At 46.4% G+C, this 15,554-nt stretch carries 12 protein-coding genes; 1 reads left to right on the top strand and 11 read right to left on the bottom strand.

Annotated elements, in window-relative coordinates:
* Positions 1–815 precede the first annotated feature (815 nt).
* The 5 genes from ACFO4R_RS06230 to yedE all read right to left on the bottom strand — a co-directional run bounded on the left by ACFO4R_RS06230 (position 816) and on the right by yedE (position 6,577).
* On the bottom strand, positions 816–4,124 hold the full coding sequence (locus tag ACFO4R_RS06230; protein ID WP_379788192.1) for a M56 family metallopeptidase: 3,309 nt from the start codon (positions 4,122–4,124) through the stop codon (positions 816–818).
* 1 nt (position 4,125) lies between these two features.
* Positions 4,126–4,494, bottom strand: a complete 369-nt coding sequence (locus ACFO4R_RS06225; RefSeq protein ID WP_379788191.1) for a BlaI/MecI/CopY family transcriptional regulator — start codon at positions 4,492–4,494, stop codon at positions 4,126–4,128.
* 555 nt (positions 4,495–5,049) lie between these two features.
* A complete protein-coding gene (locus ACFO4R_RS06220; protein WP_379788190.1) occupies positions 5,050–5,298 on the bottom strand; it encodes a putative Se/S carrier protein in 249 nt (82 codons plus the stop codon).
* Positions 5,285–5,491, bottom strand: coding sequence for a sulfurtransferase TusA family protein (locus tag ACFO4R_RS06215; protein ID WP_379788189.1), 207 nt, complete (start codon positions 5,489–5,491; stop codon positions 5,285–5,287). The genes ACFO4R_RS06220 and ACFO4R_RS06215 overlap by 14 nt, the downstream gene beginning before the upstream one ends.
* 12 nt (positions 5,492–5,503) lie before the next feature.
* Positions 5,504–6,577: a YedE family putative selenium transporter gene (gene yedE / locus ACFO4R_RS06210; RefSeq protein ID WP_379788188.1), complete on the bottom strand. Its 1,074-nt coding sequence runs from the start codon at positions 6,575–6,577 to the stop codon at positions 5,504–5,506.
* Between the two features lie 370 nt (positions 6,578–6,947).
* On the opposite strand from yedE, the gene ACFO4R_RS06205 reads away from it, so the two are divergent.
* The gene (locus ACFO4R_RS06205; protein WP_379788187.1) at positions 6,948–8,081 is read left to right on the top strand and encodes an aminotransferase class V-fold PLP-dependent enzyme; all 1,134 of its coding nucleotides are present in this window, start codon (positions 6,948–6,950) and stop codon (positions 8,079–8,081) included.
* A gap of 139 nt (positions 8,082–8,220) precedes the next feature.
* Here the strand turns inward: ACFO4R_RS06205 and ACFO4R_RS06200 are convergent, their stop codons facing one another.
* From ACFO4R_RS06200 to ACFO4R_RS06175, 6 genes are all read right to left on the bottom strand, one after another.
* On the bottom strand, positions 8,221–9,210 hold the full coding sequence (locus ACFO4R_RS06200) for an ATP-binding cassette domain-containing protein (protein ID WP_379788186.1): 990 nt from the start codon (positions 9,208–9,210) through the stop codon (positions 8,221–8,223).
* Positions 9,200–9,904 carry a GTP-binding protein gene (locus ACFO4R_RS06195; protein WP_379788185.1) on the bottom strand — a complete coding sequence of 235 codons (705 nt, stop codon included), beginning with the start codon at positions 9,902–9,904 and terminating at the stop codon, positions 9,200–9,202. Before ACFO4R_RS06195 ends, ACFO4R_RS06200 begins: the two co-directional genes overlap by 11 nt.
* A 9-nt stretch (positions 9,905–9,913) precedes the next feature.
* The gene (locus tag ACFO4R_RS06190) at positions 9,914–11,140 is read right to left on the bottom strand and encodes an ABC transporter substrate-binding protein (RefSeq protein WP_379788184.1); all 1,227 of its coding nucleotides are present in this window, start codon (positions 11,138–11,140) and stop codon (positions 9,914–9,916) included.
* Between the two features lie 742 nt (positions 11,141–11,882).
* Positions 11,883–13,865 carry a TRAP transporter permease gene (locus tag ACFO4R_RS06185; RefSeq protein WP_379788183.1) on the bottom strand — a complete coding sequence of 661 codons (1,983 nt, stop codon included), beginning with the start codon at positions 13,863–13,865 and terminating at the stop codon, positions 11,883–11,885.
* Positions 13,866–13,923: 58 nt separating this feature from the next.
* The gene (locus ACFO4R_RS06180; protein ID WP_379788182.1) at positions 13,924–14,424 is read right to left on the bottom strand and encodes a DUF1850 domain-containing protein; all 501 of its coding nucleotides are present in this window, start codon (positions 14,422–14,424) and stop codon (positions 13,924–13,926) included.
* Between the two features lie 2 nt (positions 14,425–14,426).
* Positions 14,427–15,458 carry a TAXI family TRAP transporter solute-binding subunit gene (locus ACFO4R_RS06175; protein ID WP_379788181.1) on the bottom strand — a complete coding sequence of 344 codons (1,032 nt, stop codon included), beginning with the start codon at positions 15,456–15,458 and terminating at the stop codon, positions 14,427–14,429.
* Positions 15,459–15,554 lie beyond the last annotated feature (96 nt).

The raw sequence follows: 15,554 nt of genomic DNA, 5'->3' as shown, positions 1-15,554 counted from the left end.
TAGAATTGTCTATAAATGTAACACAATTTGAGCCCTTCGTCAAGATTTGCCCTTTATCTCCTCTTCAAAAGGAAGATGAACGGTGTAGCACACAAGGGCATATCGTGCTTTTTCCGTCATTTTACGGAAAAACCTTCCGAAAGGAGTACTCCTTCTCTTCTTCGATAGAAGTACGATCCTATCCGTCTCGAACATCAAAGTAGAGTATTTCAGGTCTGAAAAAGTCAAACTCATAAATATCAACGGTTCATACCATTATCCGACAGACCTGTGCTAAGGAGATACCGTATAATTCGAAAAATCGGCATAAAAACAATTTTGTAAGAAGGATGAAATTCTTAAAAGCATTGATATGACAGACCTTTGTTTTTTATAAAATTGAAGAGAAACCGGAAGTTTGCCTTTATGCGGTGTTTCCCTAATATCCGTTTTGGAATCACCAACATTTGCTTCCTCTTGCACAGAGTACAAATCCGCGTTATCCACTATTCAAATGATGAATAGTATCAAACGGATAACAATACTACCATATTCTGTGTCTGTACAAGATCGGTTTCGTTTTTCCAAATGATGCGGTACTGCCTTGAGCCCGTTTCAAACAAATACTTATACTACTATTCTTTTAAATAGTGGATATAAACAATCTGTGACCCATAGAAGACAACATAGTTTTTCGTCATCGAAAAATAGATATATCCGTATTTCTATTGAAAAACAGTATTATATCGACAACCTGTGCAATGTGAGCGGTACTCTCCCGCAAAGTCTCCTTCGGTCCTACCGCTCCGTTGCTGCTCATCCGAGAAAAGATCCTTCTATATCGTATACTTCATCTTTTCGATAATGGTGATGACCTTTCCGTCCCTGATCTCGATAAAGACGGGAGCACCGTGCCCTCCGGGAGGGATCGTGTTCAGGTACTCAAAGATCTCCTTGATCTCTTCCTTGTCGGTGGTGGAATACAGCCTGTCTCCCATCTCCTCCTTTACAAACCTCATATCGGAGTCCGTAAAGGTGCAGAACACCGTATCTGCAAATTCGAGGACCTTCTCTTCCTTGTCCTCATCGACGATAGCATAGCCTCCGATCAGGTCTTCTTCTTTCAAAGCAAGCTCTTCGATCCTCTTTCTGTCGTCGAGTTCAACAATCTCCAACTCGTTAAAGAGGAGCTTGTCATCCTCAAACCTCAGATAGCCCACCATGGCCTGTGTCTCTCCTTCCCTCTCCCTCTTCTTCATAAGATAGGTGCGGTAGAAGGCATCGAAGTTTTTTTCGTTCTTTGCCGCCTCGGCGGTCGTATAGCCCTTTTCCGCCTTGAGAAGGGCATCGGCGGACCTCCTGTCGATATAGGAAAGCGGTATATCATAGTCATAGCCTTCTACGGAGTATTTGATATAGTCGAGGTTTTCGATCAGCGAAAACAGAAGGGTGGAGCCGGTTCTCCACAGATAGTCGTGGCTCTTCGAGTCGTACTTGGCGATTGCCTCCTGCTCCGCCTTAAACCGGACCTCCAAGCCGTAGGGTCTTTTGTCCGTGTGGAGTTTCATCCCCGCATAGTTCAGGTCTTGAGGGAAGTCGACATGGTACAGGATGGCTCCGACCTTGGAATTGTCGCCGAGCTTTGTTCCGCGAAGTCGATAGAGCTCATCTTCATCCCTTCCGAAAAAGACACGGATCCTGTCGGAGGGATAGTAGTCCGCGATCACATCCGTGGCAAAGACCGTTTCCTCTCCGTTTCGTATCCTGATAAGATCGGCCTTGTTCTCCATCCCCTTGCTGTCCCTGACCCTAAGGACCATGATCTCGTCCTTCGACAGGCTTACGGGCATGTAGTTGAACTCCTTTCCTTGTGTGACTTGGCGAAGGTTTCCGGTCTTGAGCTCATACTCATAGATGTGATGAGGTTGTTTGTCCCAGTTGTCATAGGCATCCTGATACTCTTCGACAGTTCCCGTCGCTCCTTCTGTCGTCGCACTGTAGAGGAGTTTTTCTCCGTCCCGTGTAAACGAAGGCGTCATCGCCACCTGACCTTCGTCCATAAAACGAATCAGGTCATAGGATCCGTCTTCTTCCATCTTCATCAGTATGGCTTCCTTCTCGATGAAGAGATCTCGATATCCTCCTCGAATCAGCCCTACAATGCTGCTGTCGTCAGGATGAAGCACAAGGTTGTCGTCGTAGGGAAGCACTGTCAGATCTCCGCTCAGATCCTGTTCTTTTTCTTCGAAAAGCCCTGTAAAATCCGTATGTTTTTTCTTTTTCGTATCGTAGACTCCAAGGCCTGCAAAATCCGCACTTGTGGAGCCTGAGGCGAATTTCTCCTTGACAAACACATATCTTCCGTCCTCGCTGATCTTGGACAGGGTGGGGTTGTAGCCGAGTTCATCCTCGCCCGTCTCCCTTCCTTCCACTACGGTCCTGATTTCAAACCTTCCGCGTTCCAAACTCTTCAGATCGATCTCCACAATGCCCTCATTTCTGCCGAACCTTCCCTCCGAAGTCTGCCAACTCTTATAGCATCTCGCATAGAGTGTATCATCGGACACCTTAAAGTTGTCGTACTCGTAGACATAGTCGGAGATCTCCGCCTGTTGTACTTCGACCTGTGCCTCCTCGGTCTTCTCTTCTCCGGAGGAGTTCGCATCAAGTTCCCGCTTTTGTATTTCGACCTTCGATCCGTCTTTTTCGCCTACCTCCCGATCCAAGTAGTTGACAATCTCCTCACTTTGGGGATCGTAGATATAGATGCCCGGCTCGTCATCCGCATAGATGAGCTTATCTCCCCACCAAGCATAAAAGTTGTCGAACACATATTCCTTTCCTCCCAGTTCTTCGTAACGAGCCTTGTCGATGTCGTAGAGGAACAAGGCCTTGTCCTTCCTGTAAGCGATGTATCTTCCGCTCTCCGATACCGCAGGGGCAAAAAAGTCTTCTCCGTCCTGTATCTTCACTTCACGACCCGCATTGAGGTATTTGTTGAGATAGGAGTAGTAGAGCCCGTCCTCCTTGGCATATACGACGAAGGAGTTGTTCCTTCCCTCATCCGAGTCCGGCAGTACCGAACAAGCCGTCATAAGACCCGATGCCAAGACCGCCATCGCAAGCACGAAGGACAGAGCCCTCTTTCCGCCACGTTCTTTCAGTGAATCCATCATCGTCTCCAATCTTCGCTTTAATTCCAGTCCGCTTCCTCCCATCGATGTTGTAAAAACCTGTTTTCTTCCTTGAGTGAGGGCGATCACGCTCAAGATCGTCTTCGCGTAGTCCTTTCTCTCCTGTCTGTCCATCCCTTCAACGACAAGTTCATCCGTTGCGTACTCCCTGTATTTTTCGATCTGTGAGCACAGAAGAAACATCAGAGGATTGAACCAGTGGATCGAACGGATGAGAAGAAACACATATTGAAGGGCGATGTCTCTCCTCTTGAGGTGGCTCAGTTCATGCAGAAAAATCATCCTCAGCTTCTTCATGTCCTCCTCCTTATGCGAGAGGACGACTTCGGGTCGCAGAACACCGACCAGCATCGGAGAAGAGAGGTCTTCACAGAGTTTCAGCCCTATCTTTCCTCGAATACCGAGGGCCCGTCTGCACAGGTCAAACTCCCGCTTATACTTGTCATCGCTGATATCTTCGGAGTTCTCCTCCAACTTTTTTCTGAACCTCAGATAGGAGATCAGATGAAAGAGGAAGAAGAAGGATCCGCCCGAAAGATAAACAAGGTTTATCAAGGTCTTGAGATCCATCTCCGCCCTTTCTCGCACAGGAAGAGCTGCGGATATGCCCTCATCTCCATGTTTTTCTTCTATAATCTCCTTTTGTGCAAGGCTTTGGCGAACGACCTCCGGACGTATCTCGGTTCGCTTGACCTCGGTCGGAGCGTGCTCTTGTTTCTCCAAGACCTCTCGGACGTAGAAGTCCCCCTGTTTCGCTGCTTCCGTCCTCCCCGTCGGCATAGGGGATACTTCCCTTGCGGGAATCACAAAGGCCACCATACAGAGGACCAGGACCGTATAGTGCCAGGAGGAAGAAAAGTGCCTCTTCGTCAAAGGGCGTATCAACATAAAGAACAAAAACACCAGACTTCCGCTTAAAGACATTCTTAATATCAGTTCGAGAAGACTCATTTTACAGCCCTCCTATCCATTCGTTCAGCTCCTTCAGATCCTCCTCGTCGATCTTTCCGTTGTCGTACAGAGATGCGACCAAAGACTTGATGTTGCCGCTATACATCGTATTCACAAAATCATCCGCCTGATGAGACTTGTACTCCTGCTTGCTTACAAGAGGCCTGTAATAGTTCATCCGCTTTTCTTTCCTGACCTCCAAGATCTTCTTGTCCGCCAACCTCTTCGCCAAGGTGAGGATGGTCGTATGTTTCCACGAGTTTTTCTCCTTGAGCTGTTCTATGATCTCCGCGGTACTCACTTCTCCTCCGGATTTCCAAACAATCTCCATGACTTCACGCTCGGCATCCGACATTCTTATGGTTCCCATCTTCATCCCTCCTTTTATTCTACACCTTGTAGTAATTATATTTTACATCTTGTAGAATATAAGGTCAAGATTTTTTTGAAGATGAAACGTTTCTGTAATAGTTGTATGATACTATTATCTGTTAAAATTGGCAGGTTGAGTGCTTTGGAGCATATCCTCTCCAAATTGTTTTTCATAGATGATATATTCCGTATATCCGGCATTTCAAACCGAGGAAGATGCCTTGCAATTCACAAAACAAGCTTGAACCGGTCTTTATACTATTATCTATTGTCCGGTCGTGAAGTTTGGATTCTACGATTACTCAGAACGTTTCCGACAGACATATAGTCTGTTTACCTGAGATTTTAAAACGGAGAATAGTATTACCAAACGATAAAAAGCACATTTTTCGTATTTGTGTGTTGTTTCTTGAGTTATAGCAAGGAGATCATCCGATCAAAAGCTCCGATAAACCAAAATGTATCATTGCGAAGAACAGTATACAAACCGATATTTCATCGTTCACAACCTAAAAACACTATGGCCCTTTTTCGAGCCATAGTGTTTTTTGTGTTATTCTTCACTTCGGTATATCAGTTCGTAGTCCTCACCCTTTACCTTATAGATTCCTTCGACATCTTCGGTCAGGAAGTTCATCAAATCCCGATCGGTCTGAGTCTCGATACAGATCCCGCAACTCGAACTCAAACTCCTGGGAACGGGTCGCGTGAAGTTTTCTATCCCCGTTTTTTTCAAAAGTTTGGAGTAGTTGATCGCTCCGTATTGGGTAAAGAACAGGACGAGGTACTTACTTTGTTCCATGAAGCAGAATATCCTCCGTTTCTTCCTTGATTGATACCTTGTATCCGCTGCTTTCCAGAGTTTTCTTCACATTCTCTTTCGCAACGTTGTTGTCGACCTTAACCGTGACCTCCTTCGGACTTGACATTAAGGCTCTCTTTGTTTGAATAACGGGTTCCGGGCAGGAAAGCCCTCTTGCATCTACTTCTACCATGTCATTTCCTCCTTATTTTGTGATAAAACCGTTGTCTTTTCGGATATTCATAAATCCGATCACTACAAATACAATCAACGCGATAACAACCGCCATCTGTCCCGCAGGTGTCGGTCCCTTCGGGGAAGATGCCAGGCCGAAGTTATGTGCAAAGGCTGCACCGACTGCCAAACCGATGACCGTAATTGCGGAATCCACGTTTCCTTCTCCCGCCAAAACGAGTTGTCTCAGGGGGCAGCCTCCCAGAAGGATGGCTCCGAAGCCGACAACCACCATACCGAGGAAGTTCCACAAGCCGTCCATATGAGCGACCGGTTGCTCTGCAAAGCTCAAGTTGAATTTCTTCATTACGATGTTCATAATGAGTGCAAAGACAAAGGTGGAGAAGATCCCCCAGAACAGAGTAAAGTCTTTGAACATAATGATGTCTCTAAAACTTCCCGCCGTACACATTCTTGTTTTCTGTGCTCCCACACCTACAACAAGCCCTACGATAAGAGACCAAAGAATCGGTGCGTGTTTGGAGCCCGGTCCTTCCTGACTGAACAGAATAAAGCCCGCTCCGCTCATAAGCAGTACCAAAAGTACCACCTGCATGATCGAGATGACCGAACCTTCAATTGCGGAAGACTTATAAGATCTCTTTAAGCTGTAACCTTTTTGAAGGAAGAAGATCCCAACTCCTACTCCCGCAACAAAACCGGCCAAACCGAAGATCGCATTTAAGTCTCCTCCTGCCAATCTGAGCAACATTCTGGTCGGGCAACCCAAAAATACCAATGCTCCTACCATTACAAAGAACCCGATTACAAATCGAAGCAAGGGAGCGGAGCCCGCTCTCGGCTTAAACTCTTTTTGTACTACCGAAATCGCCATCGCTCCCAAGACGATACCGATGATCTCAGGTCTTATGTACTGTACGACCTCCGCCCTGTGAAGTCCCAAGCCTCCTACGATATCCCTGATGAAACAGGCGATACAAATACCCATATTGCCGGGATTTCCCTTCATTACGGACAGTACCGCCAATACTCCTATCAGACCTCCCACCACTACAAGTTCCACGGTCCTTCTTTTGTCATTCATCCTTTATGCCTCCTTAACTTATGATATAAAGACTTGCACACTTTAGGTGCGAATTTATTATACTATTTTATCTTAAATAAATCTATATATCTTAAAATTTTTTAATATATATTTTTATTTTTCTTCACAAGAATGGTTATAATAGGGTAAAATAAGAACAACGAGCGACTGCATAAACGATCCGTTCCAACGATTGACAGCCGGTTTTCATGATGTAATCTCTTTGAGATATGGATATGGACGATTTGTACTCCGAGGAAGAGATATCGAAGGTTTGTGATTGTACAGCAAATATCACAACACTTGTATTGGAGAATAGCAGGAAACCTATCCGACTATAATTTCTCAGTATAACAAAGGAGGATTTTCTATGCGTGTATATATGGACAACTCAGCAACTTCATTTCCAAAACCGAAACAGGTGAGCGATGCAATGGTCGAATATATGCTTTACTCAGGAACAAACGTTTCCCGAAGCACTTCCTCGCAGGCCGATGCCACAGCGGACAAGCTCTTTGTCCTGCGTGAGACCCTCGCCGAATTCTTCCATGTTTCCGACTCCAGAAACGTGGTGTTTACCAAGAATATCACGGAGGCTTTGAACATCGTGATTAAGGGCTTTTTGCACACGGGAGATACGGTTATGACGAGCAGTATCGAACACAATGCCGTTATAAGACCTCTGGTACAACAAGGTGTGAACATCTTGAGCGTTCCCGTCAGCAGAGAGGGCGTGATGGATCTCTCCTTTGTAAAAACGAACCTGCCTTTTGTCAAGGCCTTCTTCTGTACCCACGTTAGCAACGTGTCCGGAGATGTGATGCCCATTGAGGTCCTGGCGGAACTTTGCAGAGAGTTCAATATTCCTTTTATCGTCGATTCGGCACAGAGTGCGGGACTCCTGCCCATCAACATGAAAAGGACTCCCATCGACTGCCTTTGCTTCACGGGTCACAAAGCCCTTCTGGGACCTACGGGAACAGGAGGAATGATCATAGATCCCGAGTTCGCCGAAAAAGTGCCTTCCTTTATCACAGGCGGAACGGGAAGTCTCTCTCACGAGGAAGTCCACCCCGACCTCCTGCCCGATAAGTATGAGGCGGGTACCGCAAATATCGTCGGGCTCATCGGTCTCCTTGAGGGAGTACGATCGATTTTGGACCTCGGCTTGGATAAGAGGTGGGAGATAGAGACTTCTTTGGGTCAAAACTTCTTTGAACAACTCTCCTCCTTGAACGGCATCGATATCTTGGGCTCTCAAGACTATTGCACAAAACCTCCCGTGTTCTCACTAAACTTCAAAAACTTTGACAACGCGGATATCTCCTACCTCCTCGCCCAACGCTATCAGATCGACAACCGTTGCGGTCTGCACTGCGCTCCCAGGGCACATCAAAGCTACGGAAGCTTCCCCCGGGGAAGTGTGCGTCTAAGTTTGTCGCATTTTACCACCGAAGAGGAACTCGACTATGTAACACAAGCCCTGAGAGAACTGACGAAGTAAAGCGAAGCAGATAACCTCGGAATCAGAAACAAGACCCCTATCAAAAAGCGGAACTGTAAAACCCCTTGCAAAGATAACAAACAACACTTTGGCTTTGCAAGGGGTACGAATTTTGATATGACCAGAGCCGATTCAACTTCTACAACACTTCTTCTCCGTACCGCAGTTTGCGTCTGACCTCCTGTAAGGTATCATCCATCTTTTGCAATTCCACGAGCTTGAGTTTTTCCTCCTGTGTGGTTTCCATCACCTTGCTGATCCCGCCGTTGGAGATTACGATCCTCTTATCCGCCATCAGGGCAAGCAGGGGGTCATGGGTTGCCATCAATACGATCTTGTCTTCCGATACAAGCAGCTCCAGAGCCTTCTTCCTGTCGATACCGGCATTTTCAATCTCGTCGATCAATACGATGGGCGACTTGCTCAAGATAGCGGTATCCGCAATCATCAGGGCCCTCGACTGGCCTCCGCTCAAAGCCGTGATCTGTGTATCGACGGCAAACTTTTCTCCGGCGAGCCGGTTGGCCTCCTCTATGATCCTTCCGACCACTCCCTCAATATCATCCACCATCCTGCTCTGCGCATGAAGTTCCAAGAATTCTTTAACAGACAGGTCCATAACGAAGTTCATATTCTGTGACAGTTGTGCGACCAGCTTGTTGTTTGAAGAAAACCTCCACTTCTTATCGGGAAGTTCTCCATTGATTCGAATTTCACGGTTCGTCGGAGTATCTCTCTGTGCCGTCCACTCGATGTCGGCGAGAAGTCTCGATTTTCCCGAACCCGTAGGTCCTACGATGGATACGATTTGTGACTTTTGAATGGTAAGTTCTTCAAAACCCTCTTCCTTTCCGGACTTGTCTCTTCCGGGAAGAATGGTCAGGCTTTGCACTCCGCTATCTTCCTCAAGCCCCAAAAACGCCTGCATCTGCATGATGTAGTCGAAGAAATCCTCCTCCATTTGCCTGATATCCAAAGCATGATCTTCCAATTCCTCCTCGGAAAAACCCTCGAGAAAATCTCGATAGGTCTTGTCCTCAAAACCTTTGACCTGAAGCTGATTATCCTCAAAATACGTCGAGATATACGGATATTGCTCCAACAACTCTCTTATCTTCTTATCCCTCATACTGTTCTCCTAATTTCATCTTTCTGACATTACCCATCTGGTAACTCTCCCCGATTCTCCTCTCTCCCAGACAATAGGAACAGAGGGCCGAAGGCATGGGAAATCTCAGTTCCATTCCCTGAACGCTCTCGATTTTCTCCTCTTCGTCGTAGAGAAGGGTGCTGAGCTCATAGGCTCCCTGACCCGTTAAGCCGTTGACGTGCATCGTGATCGCCCGGGGGTTGACCGAGCTTACCTTTGCCGCAAAAACTTCCCTCTCCGCCTGTGAAACGATGTCCCCCTTTGTGATCACTACGATATCCGCCGCTCTCAACATAGGACCGATCTTCTTGGGGGTATTGATCCCGGAGAGGTTATCTATGACACAGATTCCCTTAACCTCTTTGAGATACGGGGAACAGCGGTTGCAGAGGCCTGCGGATTCGGTGATCAGAAGGTCAAGTTTGTTCTCGTTTCCCCAACGAACGACTTCTTCGACGTTGGAGGCGAAGAAGTGGTCGGGACAAAGAGCTCCCGACAAGCCTTTCTGAACCATGATCCCCGCCTTTTCGTACAAGATATCATCATCGGTATAGAGGCAGTCAAACTTGACTACCCCTACCGAAATATTTCTCTGTTTTAAGGCTTCCGCCGTCTTTAATATCATACTTGTCTTCCCCGAAGAGGGAGGACCGGAAACTACTACAAAATTCATATCTTCCTCCTACTGAACAAGCTCCTTGAATACAGCTTCGCAACGTTCCAAGATCTCTCCCACATTGTTGTCGTGAATGTAATCCCATCCGACCCAACAGAAGCCCTGATCACCTGTCAGCTTGTTGTCCACATGACAATTGGTGGAGGGGAACTTTCCGTTTGCGGAGAAGATCTCTCCGACCTCCTTGGACAAGAAGTAATCCAAGAAGGGTTTGAGCTCTTCTTTTTCCTTTTTGGCAATCAGGAAGATGGGGCTCACAATCGCTCCCTCCTTGGGCCAAACCGGCTTTATCGGTCCATTCTCCGGCAATATCTGAGTAAAAAAGTAGGGTGAGATACTGATGACCGGTTCCGCACTCTGTGCAAGCAACCCCTTTGATTTGACCATCTGCGCGGGATGCAGACTCTTTTGGAAGGAGCGGGCAAGGTTATTGATCCCTTCTTCTGCGTACATCTTGTAGATGTGAATGATGACGGCGTTGAAGAGGTCGAGATCATGCATCGGCAGAGCCAAAGTGTTCTCAAACTCAGGGCTTAAGATGTCTTCCCATCCTTGAGGCATCTTTCTTCCGCCGAGAAGTCTCTCGTTAACCATGATGATTGCAGGCACCACCCCTATGATCGAATATTCTTTCTTGGGGTCTCTAAGGTCTATGTTATCATTGCAAAAATCACGATTGAACTCCACATCAGGAGCACAAAAAATACCCTTGTCATTAAACTGCCCCATGTATTTTTTGTCAAAGAAGAGATCAAAGCCCGCCGAGAGCATCATATCGGGAAGGAGTTCTTCCTTGCCCTGAACCACCTGCTCCTTGATCCAGTCCATCCCCATACTTGCAGCACGAAGATCATAACCGATCTTTTTATCGAGTGTGGGCTGTATCTTCTCCAATTCCTTGGTAAAATTCTCCAACAGCGGAATACGGATCGGGCAGGGGAGAACCCCTTCGATTCGAACATCTCCCTGAGCAAAACTTCCTTCTTCTCTCAAGGTCTGATCGATTCCCTCCCTCTCCTGTCTGATTGCATCCTCCAATTTTTCACAGAAGAGCTCCGCATTGACCTTCTTCATTTTCAGAGCGGTCTCCAAGGTTACGGAGTTTGCCATCGCCTTTCGAAGGGTAGGATTCTTCAACTGTTCGAATCCGTTTACCACGAAGACCTCCAAAGTCTCGGGATACTTCTCCAATATTTCTCCCACCTTGTCTTTTACATTGATATATCGAGCCATTGTTCTTCTCATCTCCTATACTCTATCTATCCCTGTCATCCATTGTCCTACAAAAAACCTCTTTCCATCAGGTTATTTACACTATATCATAATTTTTTACCAAAATCCGTAACATATGATACAAATTCTCAATAATTTTATCTTCTTTGTTTTACGGGTAGGATCGACACCCCGCCAAATCATTGAACAAGCATCCGTGTAATTCTGTTTTTCGATAGAAGAATAGCGTATCCGCCTCGATTTTCAAAACGGAGCATTGCCCGGTCTTATACTATTCTTCCTTTGAGTTGTGGATATAAATAATATGTGACCATAGAAGATAAACCGATTTTTCGTAAGTTGAAAAAAGGATATATCCATGCTTCTATTGGAGAATAGTATTATACTGTATCTATCAGAACTGTCCGGTATTGAAGTTTGAATTCTACGATCACCCAGAACGTTTCCGGCAAATATATATTCTGTTTACCTGAGATTTTAAACGCAGAATAATACTAACAAATCAAACCTGTCGATATCAACTGTTCAAACAGATAGTAGTATAACGCTTTGCCTGTCATACTTGTTACTAAAAAAAGAGGGCTCCTTCGAACCCTCTTTTTCAACTCCAAGATATTTCGATAGTGGATATGATTTCTCAATGATCCGCATCGATTTTACCTTCAAATGTTCTTATAGAAGGTAAAACGGATTTTCCCGATCGTAAAACAGATATATCCATACTCCTATCGGATAATTAATATTAACTTGCTTTTGCCGACATCTTCGCTCTTGATTTCTGGAAGAGGATGACTGCCGCAATTGTGATTGTTCCTATGATATCGGTCATAAGAGAAGGATTGATCAACATCAGTCCCGCCGCGATCAAAAGGATACGAATAATTGGATTTGCCTTTGTCTGTACCCATCCGGATACCCCTCCCGCAATTCCGTACATTCCCACCAACGAGGTGATGATGATCCTCACCACTTCAAGAGCCGTCGTATCCACCAGGATCAGGGCCGAGTTCATAACAAAGATGTAGGGGATGAGGAAGGCGGCTATCGCAAGCTTGGTAGCCTGAACCCCCGTATTGAACGGATTTCCTTTTGCAATCGCCGAACCTGCATAAGCTGCAAGAGCAACCGGCGGTGTGATATCTGCGAGGATACCGAAGTAGAAGGCGAACAGGTGAGCCGACAATGCGGGTACTCCAAGCTGCATGACAACAGGTGCCGCAATCGTCGAGGTAATCAGATAGTTTGCCGTTGTGGGAACTCCCATACCCAAAATCAGGGAAGTAATCATTGTGAAGAACAGGGTCAGATACATATTTCCTCCCGCTGCTGTCAAAAGCCCTCCTCCGAGTTTAAGTCCCAGACCGGTCAAAGTTACGATTCCTACAATAATTCCCGCTACCGCACAGGCGCAGGCAACTCCGATGATGTTTCGAGCTCCGTTTACGAAGGCCTCTCCCAGAGCCTTGATGGGAACATGGGTACTCTTGCGTAAATAGGGCACGATGATACAAGCGATGATCCCCCTGCTCGCCGCGTAGATGGGAGAATAGTCCATACCGAGAAGAACGATGATGACGATAAGAGGAAGGATCAAATGACCTCTCTCCTTCAAAATAGGACCTACCTTGGGCAGGTCTTCCTTCGGTATTCCCACCAAACCTATCTTCTTGGCTTCAAAGTCGATCATCATCCAAATTCCCGTAAAGTAAAGGATTGCCGGAATGATCGCCGCCTTCGCGATAACGATATACGGCTCTCCTACCGCATCCGCGATCAAAAAGGCTGCCGCTCCCATGATCGGAGGCATGATCTGTCCTCCTGTGGAGGCCGCCGCTTCCACCGCCGCTGCAAATTCGGGGCGGTATCCGAGGGACTTCATCAAAGGAATGGTAAACGAACCCGTCGACACCGTGTTCGACACGGAAGATCCCGATATCGTTCCCTGCAATGCCGAAGTCAGGACGGCTACCTTCGCCGGTCCTCCCGCCGCATGACCGGCGATCGCATTCGCCAAATCGATAAAGAAGGCTCCAATCCCTGTTTTCTCAAGGAAAGCTCCAAACAGAATAAACAGGAAGATATAGGTCGCACAGGTTCCAAGCGGAAGACCTATGATCCCTTCGGTTGTGTAGAAGATGTGGGTCGCTATTCGGGGAAACGCATAGCCCCTGTGATGAAGAAACCCGGGCATCGACTTGCCGAAGTAGGCATAGACCAAAAATATCGTTGCAATGACAACAATGGGAAGACCTACCACTCGTCTGCAGGCTTCCATGACCAGGATTACACCGATTGCACCGAGGATAACATCGGTCGAATTATAGGCTCCGGAGCGATTGATGATCGCTTCATAGTTGACAAGATAGTACATTACAATGCCGAAAAACGCCGCCGCAAACAAGTAATCCAGAGGAAAGATCCTATCTCTTCTACCCTTCTTCGTCGCAGGGTAGAGCAGATAAGCCAAACAGATAACAAAACCCAGATGGATCATCCTCTGCAATTGAGCCGGAAAGGTTCCGGTAATTGCGGTGTAAATCTGAAAACTCGTAAAACAAACGAGGATCGCCAGGATAAACTTGTCCCAAAAACCGCTCAACTTACGATATGCCGACTCCTTGTCGAGCATACGGATCAGCTCCTCCTGATCGATCTCCTGTTCCGTGAGGTTCTTTACGGACTCATCCTTTACCTTGGGATCCTCGCCCTTCTTCTTTTTAAACACAAGCTTCACTTCCTTTTCTATGTACGGATATCAAAGACCTGTACGAATTATTTCTAAGTTATTCAAATACTCTCTCAAACAAACTGCTTTTCTCGAGAAAAATAATGTCGGTTTTATAAGGGTTTTTTTCGAACAAGTACAGTTTATTCTCCCCTATCTCCAACAGGTGATCAGCGATTCCCGCAGCTGCATAGGATACTTCTTGCAGATCCTTCCTCGGAAAATCGAGTCTCAGATACCTTCCTTCCTCCGACATCTCCACTCCCTCAGCGAGAGAATCCATCATCCCTGCACCGTAGCTCTCAAACCAACCTGTTTCCAGATAAAAGGTCCTTGTCCTGTTATCAATTCGATAGCGTTCGATAATTTCCCCCTTATTGACGGAATGTCGAAACGAAATATCAAAGTACTCGGCTCCTTTTACGGGGATACGTTCCAAAACCATATTCTTTCTGTTTTTGATGACCAGATCCAGTCGAGACGGTACAAAAGCAAACAGACAAAAAAAGAACATCAGGAGGAGAAGGAAAAGCCTTCCCCTCGCTGAATAAGATCTCATCCTTACTTAACCCCTTTTTCATCGAAGTATTTTTGAGCTCCCGCATGCATGGGAACCGTTACTCCGAGATTTCCTTCTTCAAGCTTGAACTCCTTGGCTTTCGCATAAGATTCTCCCAAAGGCTCAAGATTATCATAGATAGCCTTTGTAAAGTTGTAGACCTCTTCTTCGTTCATATCTTCTCTACATACGATTAGAGCTCTTACCGCAAGGGTGTTGATGTCGTTTTCCGTCTTGTAGACATCCTTGGGAATCACTACGGAGGTATAGAACGGATACTTTTCCTTCAAAGCGTCGCCTTCCGCACCTGCAATATCTACAAGTTTCAACTGTCTTGTAACCGCAAGCTCTGTGATAGCGGTGTTGGGAACTCCGGCGGTAACAAAGAAGGCATCGATTTGACCGTCTTTAAACGCACTTCCGCTCTCCTTAAAGGAAAGACGGTTCACTGCAATATCATCTACGGTAAGTCCGTATGCTTCCAATACTTGAAGCGCATTTTGCTCGACTCCTGAACCCGCATCTCCGATTGAGACTTTTTTGCCTTTGAGGTCCGAAATGGAATTGATTCCGCTGTCCGCCGCAACGACCACCTGCACCATTTCAGGATAGATGGAAGCTACCGTTGCGAGTCCCTCAATCTTTCCGTTTGTCTCAAACAGACCCGTTCCGTTGTAAGCATAGTCCAAAACGTCGTTTTGAATGATGGCGAACTCCGCCTCATCCTGAGAGATAAGCATTACGTTCTCTTTTGATGCTCCTGTCGATTGAACCGTTGCATTAACTCCCGTCTGTGCGTTTACCAACGTAGCGATCGCTCCCGCCAACGGATAGTAGGTTCCTGAAGTTCCTCCGGATGCAAACACATAGTTTCCGTCGTTGGTCAAAGTTGCCGCCGTCTCAGTCTGTCCCTCAGTCGCAGGTTCCTGAGTCGTATCTCCTTCAGGCTTCGCACCTCCACCGCAAGCGGTCAGGCTAAGCGCCAACATTGCCACAAGTGCAAAACTCCATCCCTTTTTGAAAAATCGTTTCATAGCTAATTTCTCCCTCCTGATATACTCTTGTGATAAAAAACATACTTTCATTTGTGTATATTTTTTTAAATATATTATCATAAAATTTAAAAACTT

The organism is Filifactor villosus (assembly GCF_042652965.1).
Lineage (GTDB): Bacteria > Bacillota > Clostridia > Peptostreptococcales > Filifactoraceae > Filifactor > Filifactor villosus.
The sequence above is the reverse complement of the archived record's forward strand: the minus strand, read 5'-3'. Positions and strand labels throughout refer to the sequence as shown.